At 59.5% G+C, this 19,597-nt stretch carries 14 protein-coding genes and 1 tRNA gene; 3 read left to right on the plus strand and 12 right to left on the minus strand.

The genetic code is table 11. The annotated features are described in order from the left end of the window. Nucleotides 1–9 precede the first annotated feature (9 nt). Nucleotides 10–1,179 carry a DUF2868 domain-containing protein gene (locus BN1936_RS10505; protein ID WP_082164578.1) on the plus strand — a complete coding sequence of 390 codons (1,170 nt, stop codon included), beginning with the start codon at nt 10–12 and terminating at the stop codon, nt 1,177–1,179. 344 nt (nt 1,180–1,523) lie between these two features. On the opposite strand, the gene secF is transcribed toward BN1936_RS10505, so the two are convergent. From secF to queA, 5 genes are all read right to left on the minus strand, one after another. Continuing rightward, nucleotides 1,524–2,459 carry a protein translocase subunit SecF gene (gene secF, locus BN1936_RS10510; protein ID WP_022443482.1) on the minus strand — a complete coding sequence of 312 codons (936 nt, stop codon included), beginning with the start codon at nt 2,457–2,459 and terminating at the stop codon, nt 1,524–1,526. Nucleotides 2,460–2,483: 24 nt separating this feature from the next. Continuing rightward, nucleotides 2,484–4,400: a protein translocase subunit SecD gene (gene secD / locus BN1936_RS10515; RefSeq protein ID WP_022443481.1), complete on the minus strand. Its 1,917-nt coding sequence runs from the start codon at nt 4,398–4,400 to the stop codon at nt 2,484–2,486. 146 nt (nt 4,401–4,546) lie between these two features. Next, the gene (gene yajC / locus BN1936_RS10520) at nt 4,547–4,885 is read right to left on the minus strand and encodes a preprotein translocase subunit YajC (RefSeq protein ID WP_049687364.1); all 339 of its coding nucleotides are present in this window, start codon (nt 4,883–4,885) and stop codon (nt 4,547–4,549) included. A gap of 131 nt (nt 4,886–5,016) precedes the next feature. Continuing rightward, nucleotides 5,017–6,150, minus strand: coding sequence for a tRNA guanosine(34) transglycosylase Tgt (gene tgt, locus BN1936_RS10525; protein ID WP_022443479.1), 1,134 nt, complete (start codon nt 6,148–6,150; stop codon nt 5,017–5,019). 14 nt (nt 6,151–6,164) lie between these two features. Beyond that, nucleotides 6,165–7,217, minus strand: a complete 1,053-nt coding sequence (queA, locus tag BN1936_RS10530) for a tRNA preQ1(34) S-adenosylmethionine ribosyltransferase-isomerase QueA (RefSeq protein WP_049687365.1) — start codon at nt 7,215–7,217, stop codon at nt 6,165–6,167. Between the two features lie 343 nt (nt 7,218–7,560). On the opposite strand from queA, the gene BN1936_RS10535 reads away from it, so the two are divergent. Continuing rightward, nucleotides 7,561–7,645, plus strand: a tRNA-Leu gene (locus tag BN1936_RS10535). A gap of 68 nt (nt 7,646–7,713) precedes the next feature. On the opposite strand, the gene BN1936_RS10540 is transcribed toward BN1936_RS10535, so the two are convergent. Further along, complete coding sequence (locus BN1936_RS10540) at nt 7,714–8,460, minus strand: GntR family transcriptional regulator (RefSeq protein ID WP_022443434.1); 747 nt, start codon at nt 8,458–8,460, stop codon at nt 7,714–7,716. A 188-nt stretch (nt 8,461–8,648) separates the two neighbouring features. On the opposite strand from BN1936_RS10540, the gene BN1936_RS10545 reads away from it, so the two are divergent. Then, nucleotides 8,649–9,941, plus strand: a complete 1,293-nt coding sequence (locus BN1936_RS10545; RefSeq protein ID WP_022443435.1) for an amidohydrolase — start codon at nt 8,649–8,651, stop codon at nt 9,939–9,941. 79 nt (nt 9,942–10,020) lie between these two features. Here the strand turns inward: BN1936_RS10545 and BN1936_RS10550 are convergent, their stop codons facing one another. The 6 genes from BN1936_RS10550 to pcnB form a co-directional block, all read right to left on the minus strand. Then, nucleotides 10,021–12,681, minus strand: coding sequence for a sensor histidine kinase (locus BN1936_RS10550; RefSeq protein WP_082164602.1), 2,661 nt, complete (start codon nt 12,679–12,681; stop codon nt 10,021–10,023). 34 nt (nt 12,682–12,715) lie between these two features. Then, entirely contained in the window at nt 12,716–13,342 is a 627-nt protein-coding gene (kdpC, locus tag BN1936_RS10555; protein WP_022443437.1) for a potassium-transporting ATPase subunit KdpC, read from the minus strand. 11 nt (nt 13,343–13,353) lie between these two features. Then, complete coding sequence (gene kdpB, locus BN1936_RS10560; protein ID WP_049687367.1) at nt 13,354–15,447, minus strand: potassium-transporting ATPase subunit KdpB; 2,094 nt, start codon at nt 15,445–15,447, stop codon at nt 13,354–13,356. Nucleotides 15,448–15,461: 14 nt separating this feature from the next. Then, a complete protein-coding gene (kdpA, locus tag BN1936_RS10565; RefSeq protein ID WP_049687368.1) occupies nt 15,462–17,174 on the minus strand; it encodes a potassium-transporting ATPase subunit KdpA in 1,713 nt (570 codons plus the stop codon). Between the two features lie 278 nt (nt 17,175–17,452). Continuing rightward, complete coding sequence (gene folK, locus BN1936_RS10570; protein WP_022443443.1) at nt 17,453–17,968, minus strand: 2-amino-4-hydroxy-6-hydroxymethyldihydropteridine diphosphokinase; 516 nt, start codon at nt 17,966–17,968, stop codon at nt 17,453–17,455. Nucleotides 17,969–17,993: 25 nt separating this feature from the next. Then, complete coding sequence (pcnB, locus tag BN1936_RS10575; RefSeq protein WP_082164579.1) at nt 17,994–19,532, minus strand: polynucleotide adenylyltransferase PcnB; 1,539 nt, start codon at nt 19,530–19,532, stop codon at nt 17,994–17,996. Nucleotides 19,533–19,597: the final 65 nt, after the last annotated feature.

Consider the following 19,597-nt stretch of genomic DNA (forward strand, 5'->3'; position numbering starts at 1 on the left):
ATCCGAAGAATGGCTTTGTTCTCTGAAAGCAAACTGAAAAAACTCCGCTATCCCTACAACACAGCAAGGATGGTGAGTCTCGTGAAGGCAATCGAAACCTCGGACGCAGGCGGCAAATACTGGTCCAAAACCGAGGCTGAAGAGATCACCGCGGAGCTGATCCGGGAAACCACCCCGGGCTCCAAGGCGTCGGACTTCATCCAGAAGCGCGCCGCGCTCGCCTTCTCCCGGATGTCGAAGCGTTCCCCGACGCTTCTCACGATGAAACTGAACTACGGCTCCCGATCGCTTGTCGCGCTCTGCCTCATTCTCGGTTCCTACCTGCTCGGCGCATTCGGTGAGCGGTTCCTGTCGACCGACGCGGAAATCAATCTCTTTTCTCCGATCTACCTCTTTATCTTCGGGTGGAGCCTCTTCCTCTACGCGGCGCTCATCATTCTGGGGCTTGTGAGCATTGTCCGGCGCCGTCATATCGAATTCCCGCTCCGCACGACGCTCGCGAAACTTTCCGATGGACTTTTCGCCCCGAAGATCATCACCTCCGGTATCCGCCAGGAGTTCCTGAAAATCTGGACTCCGACCGTTCTGAGGCTCTCCCAGTTCCGCATTGCCCGCATTCTGCACTGGGCGTTCCTCGCCTTCACGGCCGGCGTGATTTCCAGCATCATCGTCCGGGGACTCGGCCACACCTATCTGATCGGCTGGGATATCGTCGGGCTGCATAATTCGCCGGATAACGTCTGCGATATCTTCAATACCCTCTTTGGCTGGATCCCCGCGGCACTGAATCTCGGCCCGCTGCCGGACGTGAACACGGTGGCCGCGATGCGTCTCGACCGTCTGCAGGACGCCGCTACAACCTCAGCCGCCGCGGCTTCCGCTTTCGCGCCCGCCGCCTCCTGGCTCCCGCGTCTCTTCATTCTCTACGGCGTTGTCGTGCTGATCCCGCGTCTCCTTCTGATCCTCTGGGATACGATCGGGATCCGGATCCGCTCCGAACGCCTCCCGTTTGAGATGGATGGGTATTTCGCGGATATCCTCCGCACCGCTGAAGCGGCTGTCGCGGGTGTTGCCGCTGCCACAGCGGCCGCCGCCGAAACCGTGCACGAAGCCGCCGCGTCGGATGTGAAGGACGCGGTTGAAGTGAAGCCTGATGAGGAATCCGGAAAGCAGTCCTGATTCCTTACGAAGTCTTCTTTCCTTTTAGCCGCTTTCCAATCCGGAAAGCGGCTTTTTTGATGCCTCCATCAGGAGCGCCTGCTCGCCCCCCCCTTCCTTCAAAAACGTGAAGCAATCGGGTTCAGACGGCTTCAGGGGACCTCCTGCCTGACCAAACCTTATTCATCCTGCTCCACGCTCTTTCCGCCCTCAAAGGGGGCTCTCCGCCGCGCCACTCCCGGGGCCGGCGGATATCCGTCGCCAGGGTCCGCTTCCGGCCAGACGCTTTACAGGTAAAAAAATTCCCGGGCTGGAAAAACCAGACCGGGAATCTGAAGATCAGAGTCTTTCAGAAAGCGGATTCCTTACGGAACCATTTCGGAAATCTCAGGCTTCTTCACCTTGTGCACGAGGTCTTCACGCTTCACCTTCAGGTACATGGCGATAGCGGCTGCAACGAACACGGAAGAGTAAACCGAGCAGCAGATACCGACCGTCAGAGCCAGAGCGAAGTAGTGCAGCGCCGGGCCGCCGAAGAAATACATCGACAGCGTCATGCACAGCGTTGAGGAGTGGGTGATCACCGTACGGGAAATCGTCGCGGTAATAGCCGAGTTAATCACCTCAACCGTGCTCGCCTTTCTCATCGTCCGGAAGTGCTCACGCACTCGGTCGAAAATAATCACGGACTCGTTCACCGAGTAACCGAGCACGGCGAGCAGACTGGTCAGCACCTGCAGTGAGAACTCCCACTGGAAGAACGCGAACAGACCGGCAACAATCACCAAGTCATGCATATTCGCGATCACGGCGGCGACTGAGAACTTCCACTCGAACCGGAACGCGAGGTAGATCATGATGCCCAAGCAGACAAGCGCGAGAGCGGTGGCGCCGTCAGTGGCGAGCTGCTTGCCGACCTGAGGACCGACAAACTCGACGGAGTGCTGCTTCACGCCCGGAGTCTGGGCGGAAAGAATATCCATCACCTGCTTCGCCTGCTGGCCGGAGGTTTCATTTCCCTTCAGCGGCACGCGGATCAGGATGTCTTTGGCCGTACCGTAGTTCTGCACGGAGACCTCAGGCGAGATCTTCTCGGCCAGAACCTTTCGGATCTGATCCGTGTCAGCAGCGCTCGGATACGTCACTTCAATGTTCGTGCCGCCCGTGAACTCAATCGAGAAGGCAAGCCCCTTCGTCGCAAGGAAGAACACGGCGAGGCAGAACATGATGATCGATGCAATATTCAGGTACAGCGAATAGTGCATGAACGGGATCGTTCGGCGAATGCGGAAAAATTCCATTATTTATCTCCTTGATCCGTTCGGTTATTTACCCGCGGACCCGGTGCCGGCAACCTTCTTGGGAGGGTCGGGGCGCCAGATCTTGCCGATGTGAATCTTCTTCAGGTGCTTCTGACGGCCATAGACCAGATTCACAAGACCGCGGGAGACAAACACCGCCGTGAAGAGCGAGGTCAGAATACCGAGACAGTGCACCACAGCGAAACCGCGGATCGGACCGGAGCCGAAGATCAGCAGAGCGATACCGGCGATGAGAGACGTCACGTTCGAGTCCACAATCGTCGCGAAGGCTCTGTCATAACCTTCCTTGATAGCCACCTGAGGCGTCCTCCAGGCTCTCAGTTCCTCTCGGATACGTTCGTTGATCAGCACGTTCGAGTCGACGGACATACCGATTGAAAGCGCGAGAGCGCCGATACCCGGCAGCGTGAGCGTTGCCTGCAGCATCGAGAGGATGGCAACAATCAGGATCACGTTGAAAAGCAGCGTGATCGCTGAAATGATGCCGAACACCTCGTAGTACATCATCATGAAGATCGACACCACGATGAAGCCGTAGATCGACGCCTTGAAGCCCGCGGCAATGTTTGCCTGGCCGAGGCTCGGGCCGACAAGTCGTTCTTCCACGATTTCCATCGGAGCTGCCAGTGAACCGGCTCTCAGCAGCAGAGCCGTATCCGTCGCTTCGATCGTCGTCATCGCACCGGAAATCTGCACGTGACCGCCGCCAATTTCCTGACGGATCACCGGGGCCGTCACCACCTGGCCGTGTCCCTTCTCGAAGAGGATGATCGCCATGCGCTTGCCGACGTTATCGCGGGTCACTTCCTTGAAGATCCGGGCGCCCTTGTTGTCGAGCGTCAGATTCACGGTCGGTTCCTGCGTCTGGGAGTCGAAGCCCGGCTGCGCGTCCTGAAGGTTTTCACCGGTCAGCAGCACGCGGCGGCGGACGAGCACCTGGTGGTTCTCGCGGTCAGTGAAGACCTCGTCACCGAACGGAACCGTGCCGGATGCCATCTGGGTATAAGCCTCAGGCGTGTCATCCACCATGCGGATTTCGAGCGTTGCCGTACGGCCGAGAATGTCCTTAGCCTTCGCCGTATCCTGCACGCCCGGCAGCTCAACCACAATGCCGGTCGCGCCCTGCTGGGCAATCACAGGCTCCGCAACGCCGAGTTCATTGATTCGGTTATGCAGCGTGGAGATATTCTGCTTGATCGCGTAGTCCTGAACATCGCGGATCGCCTTATCGGTCATGCGGGCGACAATCTGATAGGTGCCGCCGTCCTGACGGTCTTCAAGCGCGAGATCTGGATCGGTGCTGCGGATCAGATCGAAGGCCTTATCGCGGGAATTCTCATCCGCGAACTGCATCACGATCGTGTCGCCGGAGCGGTCAACGCCGTTATTGCGGATGTCCTTATCGCGGAGCTGCGTGCGGATATCAGCGGCGTTCGAGTCAATACGCTTATGAATGGCGGCCTTCATATCAACTTCGAGACGGAAATGCACGCCGCCACGAAGGTCAAGACCAAGGTACATCGGCTTGCCGCCGATCGCCGAGAGCCATTCCGGAGTGTTCGGCACGAGGTTCAGCGCGATCACATAATCCGGGTTCGTCGGATCCGGGTTCAGAGCCCGTTCCAGCACCTCACGGCCCTGAAGCTGGAGCTCGGAGTCCGTCACGCCGAAACGCACGCGGACGCTGGCGCTCGACTGCTGGCTGCCGGCATCCAGGTGTACGGCCTGAGGCTTGATTCCTGCGGATCGCAGCGCGTCCTCAACCTTCGCCATGGTGGCATCCGTTACCTTCACCGTCGCCTTTCCGGGAGAGACCTGAATAGCAGGCGACTCGCCGAAGAAGTTCGGGATCGTGTAGAGAATACTGATGACGAGGGCAAACAGGATGATGAGGTATTTCCAAATGGGATAACGATTCATCTTGACTACCCAAAACCCGGCCTGATAAGCCGGGCATAAAGAATAATGCAGACCCGCTCGGGCGCTGTATCCAGCGTGAGCAGGGCCTGCCTCAGGAAGCCCGGAAAGGCTTCCTCAATAAATCTGTCCTGCGCGAAACCGGCTTCTCAGAACTTGACGGTTCCCTTCGGGAGCACGTTCGCGATGGTCTGACGGGCCATGACGATCGTCACCGGGGTGCCTTCGACGGTCGAGATCTGGATCTTGACGTTCTGTTCGTCGAGATCAGCGACCTTGCCCATGATGCCACCGGCGGTCATCACTTCATCGCCCTTGTTGAGACCTTCGACCATCTTCTGGTGTTCCTTCGCGCGCTTCTGCTGCGGGCGGATCAGGAAGAGCCAGAAAACGACGATGATGAGAATGAGGGGCAGGAACTGCATAAGAGCGGCGGAAGCACCGCCGGCTGCGGCGTCTGCCGCGAGAGCATCAGAAATCAGAAACATGAGGTCTCAAGTCCTTGTTTATTCATTAGCCGAAAAGGGTACAGTCCCCCGGCCGGAAATCAATCAGCTGATTATAAAGGAATAGGCCTCCCCGCTGTGCCAGCCGGGGAGGCCCTTCAGAGTGCAGAGCGTCAGCCTACGCCGCGGGCGCGGTCGCGGTAGAACTGCTCTTTCCACTCCTCAAACGTTCCCTTCTCGAGCGCGTCGCGCATCTCAGCCATCAGCGTGAGGTAGAAGTGAATGTTGTGGATCGTATTCAGACGGGCGCCGAGAATCTCACCCACCTTGTGCAGGTGGTGGAGGTACGACCGATCGTAGTTGCGGCAGGTGTAGCAGTCGCAGCTTTCATCGAGCGGCGCGAGGTCCTTGATGTACTTCGCATTCTTGATCTTCACGTCGCCGTAGCGGGTGAAGAGCCAGCCGTTTCTCGCATTCCGGGTCGGCATCACGCAGTCGAACATGTCGATACCCTGGGAGACGCCTTCAACCAGATCCTCAGGCGTACCGACACCCATCAGGTAGCGGGGCTTGTCGTCCGGGAGCTGGCTCACGATCTCCTCTTCGATCCGGTTCATCTCAGCCTTCGGTTCTCCGACCGAGAGGCCGCCTACCGCGTAGCCGTCAAAACCGATATCGACGAGTCCGTGAAGCGACTCTTCGCGCAGGTGCTTATACATGCCGCCCTGAACGATGCCGAAAAGCGCGTTCGGGTTCCCGAGGCGGTTGAATTCGTCCTTGCAGCGCTTCGCCCAGCGAAGCGACATGCGCATCGAATCCGCCGCCTGCTTCTCAGTCGCGGGCTTGCCGTCGATTTCGTACGGCGTACATTCGTCAAGCTGCATCACGATGTCGGAATTCAGCACAGTCTGGATCCGCATCGACTCTTCAGGCGACAGGAAAAGACGACGGCCGTCAATCGGGGAGGCAAACTTCACGCCCTCCTCGGTGATCTTCCGGATACCGCGAAGTGAGAAGACCTGGAATCCGCCCGAATCGGTCAGGATCGGACGATCCCAGTGCATGAAGTCATGCAGCCCCTTATGGAGCCCAACCACTTCAAGCCCCGGACGGAGCCAGAGGTGGAAGGTGTTGCCCAGAATGATCTGGGCGCCGTTGTCCTTCAGCTCCTCCGGCGTCATCGACTTCACGGTGCCGCAGGTGCCGACCGGCATGAAGATCGGCGTCTGCACGACGCCGTGATTCAGGTGCAGTTCACCGCGGCGGGCTTTGCCCGACGTTTTCAGAACTTTAAAAGATAGCGCCACGGGCGTGTCCTCCGTTATTTGGCCTGGGGGGCATTCTCGAGGAACATCGCGTCCCCGTAAGAGAAAAACCGATATTTGTTTTCAATCGCGTGACGGTACGCGTCAAGGATCCGCTCGCGGCCCGCGATGGCGGAAACAAGCATCACGAGAGTCGACTTCGGGAGATGGAAGTTCGTGATCAGAGCGTCAATCGTATTGAACTTGTAGCCCGGGGTCACAAAGAGCGTCGTATCGCGGGCACCGGACTGAATCCGGCCCGGAGCCACCGCCGCGGCTTCAAGCGTGCGGAGCGACGTGGTGCCGACCGCCACAATGCGGCCGCCCTTCGCCTTCGTCTCATTCACCTTCGCCGCCACTTCAGGCGACACCGAGTACCACTCGGAGTGCATCTTGTGCTCGGAAAGCTTCTCCTCACGGACCGGCTGGAAGGTGCCGGCGCCGACGTGCAGCGTCACATACGCTTCGTCGATCCCCTCTGCCTTCAGTTCATCGAGGAGCTCGCGCGTAAAGTGCAGACCCGCGGTCGGCGCGGCCACCGCGCCCGGGATCTTCGCGTAAACCGTCTGATAGGTCGACTCGTCCTTCGCGTTCGCGTCGCGCTCAATATAAGGAGGCAGCGGCGTGCTGCCGAACTTATCAAGAAGCGGCAGCACAGCATCCGGGAACTCGAGCTCAAAGAACTCGCCCTCGCGCTCACCCACCTTCACCGGGAGCTTCTCACCCTCGTGGTTCTCGAAAATCACTTCCGTCCCCGCCTTCGGGGACTTGCTCGCGCGCATCATCGCGATCGCGCTCTTCTCTCCGGTCACGCGCTCAATCAGAGCCTCAACTGCGCCGCCCGTGGCCTTGTGACCGCGGAGGCGAGCCTTGATCACGAACGTGTTGTTCATGACGAGGAGATCGCCCGGACGGAGGAGCTTCTTGATGTCGTGGAAAAGGAGATCTTCGTATCCGCCCTCAGGCACTACATGCAGCAGCCGGCAGTTGTCGCGCTGTTCCAGCGGAAACTGGGCAATAAGTTCTTCGGGAAGATCGAAATCAAAATCAGATAGATATTGTTCTGTCATGGCTTGACTGGCCAGATAAAGAAAGGAAACGTGGAATTATACGCAGTGGGCAGATTTCGGCAGAGAGAAACCCAAGAGAAACGTAAATTTGACAGATGTCAAATCTTCTCAAATGTTAAATGAGAATTATTTTCAATTTGTGATAGTATTTGGCTCATCAGTTCCACGGGGTCGGGACTGGTTAAGCAGTTGGATCGGCAGAGCTTCTCCTCTCTGCTGGTTTTCAGGTATCTCTTTTAGGGGCGGCGTGGACAGACGGCCGCCCCCTTTTTTTTGCGGTTTGGACCAAAGAGAAACCTTTTTTGGCATAATATGACGTCTTTGCATCATGCATTGTCACATTGCCCGGGTGGCGGAATGGTAGACGCAGCGGACTCAAAATCCGCCGACTAAACATCGTGAGGGTTCGAGTCCCTCCCCGGGCACCATCTGATTTTCCCCTTCCTCTTCAGCTCGATCGCGTTCCGCGGTCAGGCTTCCCGTACTCCTCAGACGCTTATCTCGTGATATCAAACGAGAGCTGCACGTCAGACGCTTTTCCCCGGATAATGCGGCACTCGACCGGAATATGCCCATAGGTCTTCGAGACACGCTTATAGAAAATCAGCGGCATGTTGGCGAGTTTCGGCGCGAGAAGCCGCTTTGCGAGGTCTTCGGTCCCGATATCCCAGGCGATGAAGTTTGAGGTCTCCACAATCTCAACACCGAACTCCCGCTCGTAGAAGCTGTAGAGCGACTCATCGGGTTCGAGATGCTTATCAAACCGCTCGAAGGTGAGCCCCTTGAAATAGTCACCCCGGAGAAAGAGCTCATCGATTCCCTGAAATTCCCCGTTTTTATCGATCTGGTGACGGAGCACGTGGATCACAGGATCGTCCTTCTTCAGGCGAAGGCGGACAGAGAACTCGTCTCCCGCGGGAATGGTTTCGAGGAAGAGGACCTTCCGGTCCACCATGATCATCGGCATGCCGTCCCGCGTCTGGAAGGGCTGAAAGCGGTTCCAGAAGCCTGCGCCCCCGTCCCGATAGGACCGGACATAGGTGCCGGATCCCTGACGGCGCCAGAGGATCCCCTCTTCACAGAGTTCCCCCACCGCGTGACGGAGCGTTCCGACACTGACTCCGAGTTCGCGCGAGAGCTCGCCTTCCGGCGGCAGCTTCGCCCCGGGGAGCCACTCCCGCGTCTCCAGACGCTTCAGGATCTTCCGTTTTGCTGCTTCGTAAAGCGGTACGCCGTTTCCCATCTCCCCTTCTCTTTTTTTGCCCGGAGTATACGGATCACATCCGGATTTTCACCGCGAAAGATGTATATGACTTCGGTTTTACCCGTTATTTTAAACAGCAAACGTCACAATAAAGTGTTATATGCGGGCATCAGATCCGCGCTATTCCGGCGGTTTCACCGGACCTTTTATTGGAAGGAGACATCAAGATGGCAGATGCATTTGACCGTTACGTACCCGAAATGATCGAAACCCGGCGCCGTATTCATAAGCGCCCGGAGCTCGGTTGGACGGAGTTTGAGACCACCGCGATCGTAGCGAAGAAACTCACTGAACTCGGCTTTGAAATCCATCTCGGCCGTGAAGTAGTGAATCCCGAAGCGGTCCTCGGACGTGATCCGAAAGCGGTCGAAGAAGCCATCGCCCGTGCCCGCGAGGCCGGAGTGCCGGAGGAGCTTCTCAAGCGGATGAATGGGTACACGGGCTGCGTCGGAATTCTCGACACCGGCCGCCCCGGTCCGACGCTTGCCTTCCGTCACGATATGGACGCGCTCCCGATTCAGGAGATCACGGATCCCGCGTCTGACCATCTGCCCGCGCGTGAAGGCTTCGCCTCCACGTTCAAGGGCAAGATGCACGCCTGCGGCCACGACTCCCACACCGCGGTCGGCCTCGGCGTCGCGCACTGGCTCGCGGATAACAAGGACCGGCTCTGCGGCCGCATCAAGCTGATCTTCCAGCCTTCCGAAGAAGGGACTCGCGGCGCGGGCGCCATGGTGGCGGCTGGTGTCGTTGATGATGTTGACTGGTTCTTCGGCGCACACGTCGGCGTCACCGCGAAAACCGGACATATCCAGCTCTGCGCGGACGGCTACCTCGCGACCACGAAGTTCGATGTGAATTTCACCGGCATTCAGTCCCACGCCGGTGCGAAGCCTGAGGCCGGCCGCAGCGCGCTTCTCGCCGCCGCTAACGCCGCGATCATGCTGAACGCCATTTCCCGCACGTCAGAAGGTGACACCCGGGTGTCCGTCGGCCGGCTTGACGCCGGTGAAGGACGCAACATCACGCCGGCTCACGCCCACATGGAGTGCGAGGTCCGCGGTTCCACGCATGAAGCAAACGAATTCATGTTCTCCCGCGCGCAGGAAGTCGTGAAGGGGGCGGCCGACATGCTCGGCGTGAAGTACGACCTCATCAAGACTGGTCAGGCCACCACACTCGTCACAACGCCGAAGGCTATGGAAACGATGCGAAAAGCGGCTGAAGCGGTTCCCGGCGTCACCGTAGAGGATATCCACCACTGCGGCGGGTCCGAAGACTGCACGCTCTTCATGCGCCGGGTCGCGGAGCACGGCGGAAACCCGGGCTTCTTCCTCTTCGGCTGCGAGAACAAGGGGCACCACCGTCCGGACTTCGATATCCAGGACACGGTGAACCTGAAGCCGGGCTTTGAAGTCTTCACGAACATTGCCACGGCGGTCTGCGGGCGCAAAGACTGACCTCTGATACCGGGGCACCGCTGGCCCCAGCGGTAAGAAAAAGGGCGATCCGTCGGGATCGCCCTTATTTTTGGCTTCCTCAGGCCGCTTTCACAGGCCCCAGCTCCGGGAGCCAGAGTTTCACGGCCGCGCCTCCATCCGGCATATTCGCGGCGGACACCTTCCCGTGATGCGCCTCAGCGATCACGCGCACCAGAGCGAGTCCAAGCCCCGCCTTCCGCTCTCCGCTTTCCGCAGGCGGCGCGGAAGAGGCTTCTCCTGCCGCCACCTCGGCCGTAAAGGCTTTGATCCCCTGCGGGATGCCCTTCCCGTGATCCCGCACCACGATCTCGACCCCGTGATTCTTCCCCTGAGCCGAAATCTCAACCGGCGTTCCCTTCGGGGAATACTTTTCCGCGTTATCGATCAGGTTCTCAAGCGCCCGCATGACGAGCGACCGGTCGATCCGGACCTTCGGCAGGTCAGACGCGACATCCGTCTGAATGGTCTTCCCGGAATCGATGCTCCAAAACTGTCCTGCGGCTTCCGTAATGAGCTGCGAGATATCTGCCCCCGTGAGGTCGAGTTCCGCGTTACCGGCCTGCAGCCGCGCCATTTCCTTCAGGTTCCCGGTAAGGCGGCGAAGCAGCGCGGCCTGCCCCTGAATCGAGGACACCGCGGCTGAGTACGGGCTTCCGAGCAACTCAGGGAGAAGTTTCTCCGTGGTCTTCAGAATCGAATTCACCGGGAAACTGATATCGCGGGACACAGCGCCGAGCAGCGTCGCGCGCATCCGCTCGGCTTCACCCCGGATCATGGCGTCCTTCGCGATATTTGAGTACTCAATTCGCTCAATGGTCTGTGCGACCTGTACAGCACAGGCGTCAAGCAGCCGCTTCGTGTCGGGATTCTCAAGCGTCAGGGCTCCGGTCGGGCTGAGCGCCATCACGCCCCAGCACCGCTGCCGCGTGAGAAGCGGAATCATCCGTTCCTTCGCGGCTGAGAGCGTCATCGTCCCAAGACCTGCTTCCTGCGAGTGGTCGTAAGACCACTGCGCCACTTCAATATCGGGGAGCTTTTTCGCTTTGAAGCTGAGCCGGTCATCGTGATCCGGGAACCCAAGCGAGATATCCGCCTGAAGGAGCGGCGAGAGATGACGCTGCACCACTTCCGCCACCTGCTCCACCGTGATCGACTTCGTGAGCTCCTTCGCAAGCTCCGCCACCGCAGAACTCCGGAAGTCGCGCACGCAGGCGAGATCCGCTTCGCGGCGCAGCTTCCCCGACATCAGGCCGACATAGACCGCCGTGATGAGGACAAGGAAGAACGTGAAGATGTACTGCGTGTTATTCGTCGTGAACTTCAGAATCGGCGGCACGTAGAAGAAGTCAAACGCGAGTGCCGCAAGGAACACCGCCCAGGCGGCCGGTCCGCAGCCCCACACGGCACCCACCGCAACCGCCATCAGGAGAATCAGAATGATGACGTTCGCGGGTTCAAAGATGGAAAGCAGGAACGCGGTGGCGACAAGCGTTGCCGCGCAGGCGAGCGTCGCCCAGAGGTAATTGATCGCCGGCGCGTTCCCTTCGCCGTTCAGCCACTTCGATCGCTCACGGGTCTTTGAATCCTCAAGCGCGATCTGCACCACATCGAGATCCGGATATCGGGTGAGGAGCTTATCGGCGACTCCTGCGCGGAAGATCGCGAACCTGGACCGGGGTTTCGCGCCGAGCACGATCTTCGTCACATTGCGGCGCCGCGCGTATTCCGCTATCACGGCAACCGGATCGCTCCCTGACAGCACCGTCGTTTCAGCTCCGAGCTGACCGGCGAGATTCAGCACATCGAACACCCGCTTCTTCTCTTCACTGTCAGGTCTCGAAGGATCCTCCACGTGGACCGCGATCCACTCAGCTTTCATGCGGTTCGCGAGGCGGGCCGTCTCACGCACGAGACGCGCGCTGTCGGTGCTCGTACCGATCGCGACGAGAAGCCGGTCCTGCGCTTCCCACACGGTCGCGATGGCACTCTCCTGGCGGTACGCCCGCATCTGCGCGTCCACGCGGTCCGCCGTGCGGCGGAGCGCAAGTTCACGGAGCGCGATGATGTTTCCCTTCCGGAAGAAGTTATGCGCGGCGCGCGCCGCGATATTCGGGAGGTAGATCTTCCCTTCGTCCAGCCGCTTCAGGAGTTCGTCTGCCGGAATATCGACGAGTCTCACCTCCCAGGCCTCATCAAAAATCCGGTCCGGCACGGTTTCGCGGACCGTGATCCCGGTGATGCCGGCCACCACGTCATTCAGGCTCTCGAGATGCTGGACGTTAAGCGCGGTGTAAACATCGATCCCGGCTTCGAGCAGCTCCTCCACATCCTGCCAGCGCTTTGCGTGGCGGCTTCCAGGGAGGTTGGAGTGCGCAAGCTCATCCACCACAAGGAGCTGGGGGTGGCGCTTCAGCGCCGCCTCAATATCAAATTCGTGAAGGTTGCTGCGGCCCTGAACGGTGCGCTTCGGAAGAATCTCAAAGCCGTCAAGCAGCTCACTCGTCTCCTCGCGGCCGTGGGTTTCCGCGAGCCCCACCACAACGTCGACCCCGGCCTTCCGCTGGGCCTTCGCCTCGGTGAGCATCGTGTAGGTCTTGCCTACCCCGGCGCAGGCGCCGAAGAAGATCTTCAGCTTTCCCCGGCCGCTCTCATCCTCTGACTGCTGTATGGAGGCCAGAAGCGCGTCCGGATCGGGTCTCTCTTCGGTATCGTCTCTCATGTGCATGCCTCCTCTCTGTCAGTCTTTACTTGGTCTAGCGGCGCTTTCCGCCTTTGCTGCTCACGCTCTTCTGCTGCTTCTGTTCCGCGGCTCTCCGGTCAAGCTCCATATTGAGCGCGAGAACATTGATGCGCTCCTCCCCGAGAAAACCGAGGAACGGTTCCTCAGTCATATCGTGAATGAGCTTCTCGAGATCCTGCTTCTTCATTTTTCTCGCTTTTGCCACACGCTCCACCTGCCAGAGCGCGTCTTCCGGCGTGATATCCGGATCAAGCCCTGAGGCGGAGGTCGTCGCGAGATCCTGCGGCACCGGTCCCTTAGCGTCCGGATTTGCCTTACGCTGAGCCGCCACCCGGTCGCGCACTTTATTGATGAGCCAGGGGCTCGTCGGACCGTCATTCGAGCTCGTCGACGTCATGGCGTTATTCGCGCCGCCCGGGATCGCGCTCGGGCGCCCCCAGAAGTACTTCGGCTCAGTCCATTCCTGTCCGATCAGGCGGCTTCCGACCGGTTTCCCGTCCTTATAGACAAGAGACCCGTTCGCCTGATCCGGGAAGGCTTTCTGAGCGATCACAGTCACCAGCGCGGGGTAACCGACGCCGCAGACAATGCCAAGCAGGAGAAAGAGGATGATCGCGTTTTTCGCGGCTTTCAGAACCATGGCCTTTGCTCCTAGAAGATCCCGAGATAGGCAAGCGCCATATCGATCGCCTTGATCAGCACGAACGGCACAATCAGACCGCCGAAGCCATACACAATCACGTTCCGCCGCAGAAGCTTGAGCGGCGAAGAGGCCTTGTAGTGCACGCCGCGGATCGCGACCGGGATCAGCAGCAGAATGATGAGCGCGTTGAAGATCACGGTTGAAAGCACCGCGCTTTCCGGTGACGAAAGATGCATCACGTTCAGCACGGAAAGCTCAGGATAGGTCGTCGCAAAGGCGGCCGGAATAATGGAAAAGTACTTCGCGATATCGTTGCTCACGGAGAACGTGGTGAGAGCGCCGCGCGTGAGGAGCATCTGCTTGCCGATATCGATAATGTCAAGAAGCTTCGTGGGGCTTGAGTCGAGGTCAATCATGTTCCCCGCTTCCTTCGCGGCCTGAGTGCCGTTCCCCATCGCAACCGCGACGTCCGCCTTCGCGAGCGCCGGGGCGTCGTTCGTCCCGTCCCCTGTCATGGCGACGAGTTTCCCCTCAGCCTGATAGCGGCGGATGATACGAAGCTTATCCTCCGGGGTTGCTTCACCCACGTAGTCATCAAGCCCCGCCTCGGCTGCCATGGCGGCCGCTGTATAGCGGTTGTCGCCTGTCAGCATCACGGTCCGGATACCCATGCTCCGCAGCTGATTGAACCGCTGCCGGATCCCGGTCTTGATCACATCCTTCAGTTCCACGATACCGAGGACACGGCCGTTTTCAGCGACGATAAGCGGGGTCGCACCGCGGCGGCCCATGCTGATTGCCTTCTGTTCAGCTTCTTTCGGGAGCGACATGCCTTTCTGCCGGAGCCAGGCGCTGATCGCGGACAAAGCACCCTTACGGATGCTGCGGTCTCCAAGGTCTAACCCCGACATACGGGTCTGGGCGCTGAAGGCGACAAACTTCGCGCCCTTGAAGGAATTGATATCAATCTGAACGTTGTAGCGTTCTTTCGCGAGCCGCGTGATCGAATAGCCTTCAGGCGTCTCGTCCGCGATCGAAGCGGCTGCCGCGGCCGCGGCGAGCTCGGCCACCGTGACACCCTGAAGCGGCACGAAAGCGATAGCCTCGCGGTTCCCGACCGTAATCGTGCCGGTCTTATCGAGCAGCAGCACGTCAACGTCACCCGCCGCCTCAATAGCGCGCCCCGACATCGCGATCACATTCGCTTTCAGCATGCGGCTCATGCCGGCAACGCCAATCGTGGAGAGGAGACCTGCGATCGTGGTCGGCACCACGCACACGAGGAACGCGACCACCGTGATCACGCGGACCGGCGCCCCGCGGGACGCCATTTCAGAGGCGTAGAGCGAAAACGGCACGAGTGTCGCGCAGGAGAGAAGGAGAATCACGGTCATAGCGATCAGCATGATCGTGAGGGCCACTTCGTTCGGGGTCCGGCGGCGCCGCGCGCCGTCCACCATCGTAATCATCTTGTCGAGGAACGAGTCCCCCGGCTCCACATTGATCCGGGCAATCAGCCGGTCAGAAAGCACGCGCGTACCGCCGACGATCGCGGAGTTCGGGCCGCCCGGCTCCCGGATCACCGGTGCGGATTCACCGGTCACCGCGGATTCGTCAACGGAGGCGACACCGTCAATCACTTCGGCGTCCGCCGCGATCACGTCTCCCGGCTCAATCAGAATGAGGTCACCCTTCTTCAGGTTCTCAGCGAGCACGAGCTCGGGCGACGTCACGTCGTCCACGGACTTAATTCGCTTCGCGAGAATCTCACGCCTTGTGCCGCGGAGCGCGATCGCCTGGGCGCGCCCCCGCTCCTCCGCGAGCGCTTCCGAGAAGTTCGCGAACCAGAGCGTGATCCAGAGCCAGATCATGAGGGACATCGAGAAAAAGATGTCGTGCGCGTGTCTCGGATAAGAGTGCGGAAAGATAAGTTCGTAAACCGTGAGCACCGTGACAATCACAGCACCCATCCACACGATGAACATCACCGGGTTCATCATGAGCGCCACGGGGTTCAGGCGATAGAGCGCAAGCCACATCGCGTGAAGGATGTGGCGCGGCGTGAAGAGGTGACGCGTAAGCGGCTGGGTTTCCCGATCCATTTCGTTTCTCTCCCTTACGAGTGATAGCCCCAGAAGAGCTGGATCGATTCAACAATCGGACCGAGCGACTGCGCGGGGAAGAAGGTAATCATGGAGAGCAGCACGGCCACCATGATGAACATGAAGGAGAAGACCGGGCCATCCGTCTGAATTGCCTGAACGGAGTTCAGCTGACGGGGCTTGGACGCCATATTGCCCGCGATCGCGAGAAGCGCGGTCAGCGTGATCATTCGGCAGATCCACATGCAGATCGCGAGCGCGGTGTTATAGAAGAAATCGTTCGCCGCAAGCCCCCCGAAGGACGAGCCATTGAAGTTCGAAACCGAGGAGAAGGCGAAAAGGATCTGCGTAAAGCCATGCGGGCCCGGCGCGGATACCGCGTCAACGCCCTGAGGCGTGAGGCAGGCAATGGCCGTGCCGATCAGCGTGCAGATGGAAGGCATCAGAAGCGAGACGCAGACCATCTTCATGTCATAGGCATCGATCCGCTTCCCCAGATACCGGGGCGTTTTGCCGACCAGCATACCGAGAATGAAGACCGCGACGATCGCGAGACCGAGCATTGTGTAGAGACCGGAGCGGGAGCCGCCGAAAATCACGTCACCCACCTGGATCAGCCAGAGCGCGACACCGCCTCCGATCGGCATCATCGAGTCAAACGACCCGGCAGAGGATCCGGCAGCGCTTGCGGACGATCCCGTCGCGAAGAGCGACGTGAGAAGTGTGCCAAAGCGGACTTCCTTACCCTCCATATTTCCGAGCCCGCGTGACACACCGAGTTCTGTCACGAGAGGATTCGCCATGCTTTCCGACCAGGCGATCAGCATGAAGGCACCGATAAAGAGCACCATCATGCCAAAGAGAATCGAGAAACCGGATTTCACGTTCCCTGTCATCCGGCCGTAGGCGAAGACAAGGCTCGCCGCCATGAGCAGCATCAGGATGATCTGGATCATGCAGACCACGGCGGTCGGCGCGGCGAAAGGATGAGCTGAATTCGCGCTGAAAAAGCCGCCCCCAGTAACCGCGAGCACCCGGATCGCCTCCTGGCTCGCCACAGGACCCACGGCAATCTTCTGAATCGGGCCTTCGATTGTCTTCACGACAGTCATCGCGTCCATCGTCTGCGTGCAGCCCTGCCACACGGCAATGATCGAGCAGATCACCGCAAGCGGCAGGAAAAGCCACAGGATGCAACGCACCATGTCTTCCCAGGCGTTTCCGAGCGACGGATCGCGGCTCTGAATCAGGCCGCGGGCGAAAGCAAAAGCCGCCACGACACCAGTCGCGGAGCTGAGGAAGGTGAGCGTGCAGAGACCGAACGCCTGCGAGAAGAGACTCATCACATTCTCACAGTCGTAGCCCTGCCACGTGGTGCTCGTGGAGAAAGAGACCGCCGTATTGAAGGCGAGGTCAGGGGACAGTCCCTTGAAATTCAGCGGGTTATAAGGGAGATAGCCCTGAAACCGGAAAATCAGGTACCCGATCACGGTCCCCACCACAGTCAGCGCGATGAGCGAGACGCAATACTCCTTCCAGTCCATCGGCTCACGGCCGGATTTCCCGAGCGGCCAGAGAAAAATGGATTCCACCCGGTACATCCAGGGAAATTTCTGCGAGAGCGTCCCGTCGAAAACCGCGCTCATGTAGATCCCGATCGACACGCTCAGCGTGAAAATCACGGCAAAGAGCCCGACGAAAAGCAAAACCGCGGACGTGGTATTCATTCTTCTCTCCGGTTAATCCAGAAGTTCCGCGTTGAAAAGCACGACGATCAGGTAGACGAGAGCCAGTCCCGCCGCAATGCCTGCCATCCAGTACACCCAGCTCGGATCGCCATACATGATTAATGCTCCCGGTATTTCTGGCAGAGCTTCACGAACCCTGCCGCAATAAGAACGAGAAGGACCAAAAGTCCGGCAAAGAACAGGTCTTCGAGCCTCATCTCTTTTCTCCTTTGAATGCCGAAAGCCGGCGCGTCAGGCGCCGGCATCCGGGGACGGGGTCAGTCCCCGTTCCAATGAAAGTCGCTTATTTTATCAAGCCTTTGATCCTGCACAAGCGTCAGGAATCTGACCGCAGGTCCAAGCCCCGGAATAACAGCGTCAGGCCGTATTTCATGAAGCGGCTCAAGGACAAAGCGCCGCTCATGCATTCTCGGGTGCGGCACAACGAGTTCCGGCGGCTCATCAATCGGGCTGTCACCGAAAAGCTCGATATCGAGATCGATCGTCCGGGGAGCGTTATGAACCCCCGCGGGGCGGACGCGTCCGAGATCAAGCTCAATTTTCTGCATCGCGTGGAGCAGCTCTTTCGCCGGGATCGTCACGGCAAGCACCGCCGCGGCATTGGTGTAGTCAGGCCCTGTCGCGTCGATCGGAGCTGTACGGTAGAGGCTGCTTACCCGCACGACGCGGACCCCGGGCACCTCGGAGAGCCGCCTCAGCGCCTCTCCGAGCGCCTCTTCGGGATTTCCGAGATTCGCGCCCAGGCCGATCACGGCCTCTGTTTCGTGCGCCATGGATCAGCCCTCCTGGATATCAGGATCACGCTGCGTGCGGCGGGGAGGACGCTTCTGCGGTGTCAGCTTGCGGTCTGAGGGCGCGGGGACAAAGAATCCGATCGGCGCCTCGGGCGCTGCCGGACGGGCGGCCCCGGCCGCTGGGAGACTCTTCTTCGTCCTCTTCGTCGCGCGGCTTCGGGCCCTGACCCGGAACCGGATTCAGGGCGAGATCGCCCGACGTCGGATCCTTCCTCGGGCGGCGGCTGCGCTTCTTAGAGCCCGCGCCGCGCGCTTCCTTCTCCGCCTGCTCAATCATCTCGTGGCGGCCCGCTTCATCCGCCTCATAGAAGTTCTTCCACCACTCGACGACCTCAACCGGCACTTCGCCGTTCTGGCTCCGGAGCAGCATGAAGTCATAGGCCGCGCGGTACTTCGGATGATTCACCTGCGCGAACGGCATCTTGCCGTAGCGGCGCTCAAACCGGTACTGCAGCATCCAGATCATCTGGATATCAGCCATGTAGCGGCGCTGAATCACGAGCTTTTCGCACTGCGTCTTCAGCACAACGTCGCACGCCTCGTAGAGCGCCTGGGCGCGGCTCTTGCCCTTCTTCTCAAAGGACTCCCAGCGGCGCAGCGTCTGAGGCCAGAGGAGCGTGGCGAAGAGGAACGCGGGAGAGGTTTTCTTCCCCGCGTTGATGCGTTCATCCGTACGCTCAAGCGCGAGCATCATGAATTTTTCGCCCGCGGACTCTGTATTCATCATGTCGAGCACCGGAAGAAGCCCGTGATGCAGCCCTTCCTTCCGGAATGCCTCAATGCAGGCCACGGCGTGACCGCTCGTGAGGAGCTTGATGATTTCGTCAAAGAGACGCGCGTCCGGCACGTTTTTCAGAAGATAGGCCATCTTCGGAATTGGTTTCCGGGTCGACTCATCAATCCGGAAACCGAGCTTCGCCGCGATGCGGACCGCGCGCATCATGCGAACCGGATCCTCGCGGTAACGCGCCTCAGGGTCTCCGATGATCCGCAGGCACTTATCCTTCAGATCCTCGTAACCGTTGTGATAGTCGAGCACTTCCTGTGTCGACGGATCGTAATAGAGGGCGTTGATCGTGAAGTCGCGGCGCGCCGCGTCTTCCCACATTTCGCCGAAGATGTTATCGGAAATCACGCGCCCCGCGGCGTCCTTTCTCACACCTTCGGTGTCCAGCGAACGGAACGTGGCGCACTCAATCACTTCACGCCCGAAAATCACGTGCACCAGACGGAAACGGCGGCCGATGATGATGGCACGCTTCTGGCAGGCCTTCACTTCTTCCGGCGTCGCGTCCGTCGCAACGTCAAAATCCTTCGGCTTGACGCCAAGCAGCATGTCGCGCACAGCGCCGCCCACCACATAAGCCTTGAAGCCGCGGCGCTGAAGCGCTTCACAGGTCCGGATCGCCTGCCAGGCGACGAGCTCCGGCCGGATTCCATGCACCGAGGCGGGAATGATCCGGGGAGTCTTCTGAATAACTCCGCCGGCGGAACCGCCAAGGAGACTTTTTACTTTACGTACAAATTTCTGCAAAACAGCCATTTTGAATAATTTTTATTAAGCATCTATCTTCTGGCGGTCACCCGGGAGGGCTTCTAGCCGCAACC

This window comes from Dakarella massiliensis (genome assembly GCF_001182045.1).
Classification (GTDB): Bacteria; Pseudomonadota; Gammaproteobacteria; order Burkholderiales; family Burkholderiaceae_F; genus Mesosutterella; species Mesosutterella massiliensis.

Bases quoted from the DNA above. Each gene is read 5' to 3' on its own strand.
- BN1936_RS10505 (WP_082164578.1), top strand. From the start codon at position 10: ATGGCTTTGTTCTCTGAAAGCAAACTGAAAAAACTCCGCTATCCCTAC.
- secF (WP_022443482.1), bottom strand. From the start codon at position 2,459: ATGGAATTTTTCCGCATTCGCCGAACGATCCCGTTCATGCACTATTCG.
- secD (WP_022443481.1), bottom strand. From the start codon at position 4,400: ATGAATCGTTATCCCATTTGGAAATACCTCATCATCCTGTTTGCCCTC.
- yajC (WP_049687364.1), bottom strand. From the start codon at position 4,885: ATGTTTCTGATTTCTGATGCTCTCGCGGCAGACGCCGCAGCCGGCGGT.
- queA (WP_049687365.1), bottom strand. From the start codon at position 7,217: ATGACAGAACAATATCTATCTGATTTTGATTTCGATCTTCCCGAAGAA.
- BN1936_RS10540 (WP_022443434.1), bottom strand. From the start codon at position 8,460: ATGGGAAACGGCGTACCGCTTTACGAAGCAGCAAAACGGAAGATCCTG.
- BN1936_RS10545 (WP_022443435.1), top strand. From the start codon at position 8,649: ATGGCAGATGCATTTGACCGTTACGTACCCGAAATGATCGAAACCCGG.
- BN1936_RS10550 (WP_082164602.1), bottom strand. From the start codon at position 12,681: ATGAGAGACGATACCGAAGAGAGACCCGATCCGGACGCGCTTCTGGCC.
- kdpC (WP_022443437.1), bottom strand. From the start codon at position 13,342: ATGGTTCTGAAAGCCGCGAAAAACGCGATCATCCTCTTTCTCCTGCTT.
- kdpB (WP_049687367.1), bottom strand. From the start codon at position 15,447: ATGGATCGGGAAACCCAGCCGCTTACGCGTCACCTCTTCACGCCGCGC.
- kdpA (WP_049687368.1), bottom strand. From the start codon at position 17,174: ATGAATACCACGTCCGCGGTTTTGCTTTTCGTCGGGCTCTTTGCCGTG.
- folK (WP_022443443.1), bottom strand. From the start codon at position 17,968: ATGGCGCACGAAACAGAGGCCGTGATCGGCCTGGGCGCGAATCTCGGA.
- pcnB (WP_082164579.1), bottom strand. From the start codon at position 19,532: ATGGCTGTTTTGCAGAAATTTGTACGTAAAGTAAAAAGTCTCCTTGGC.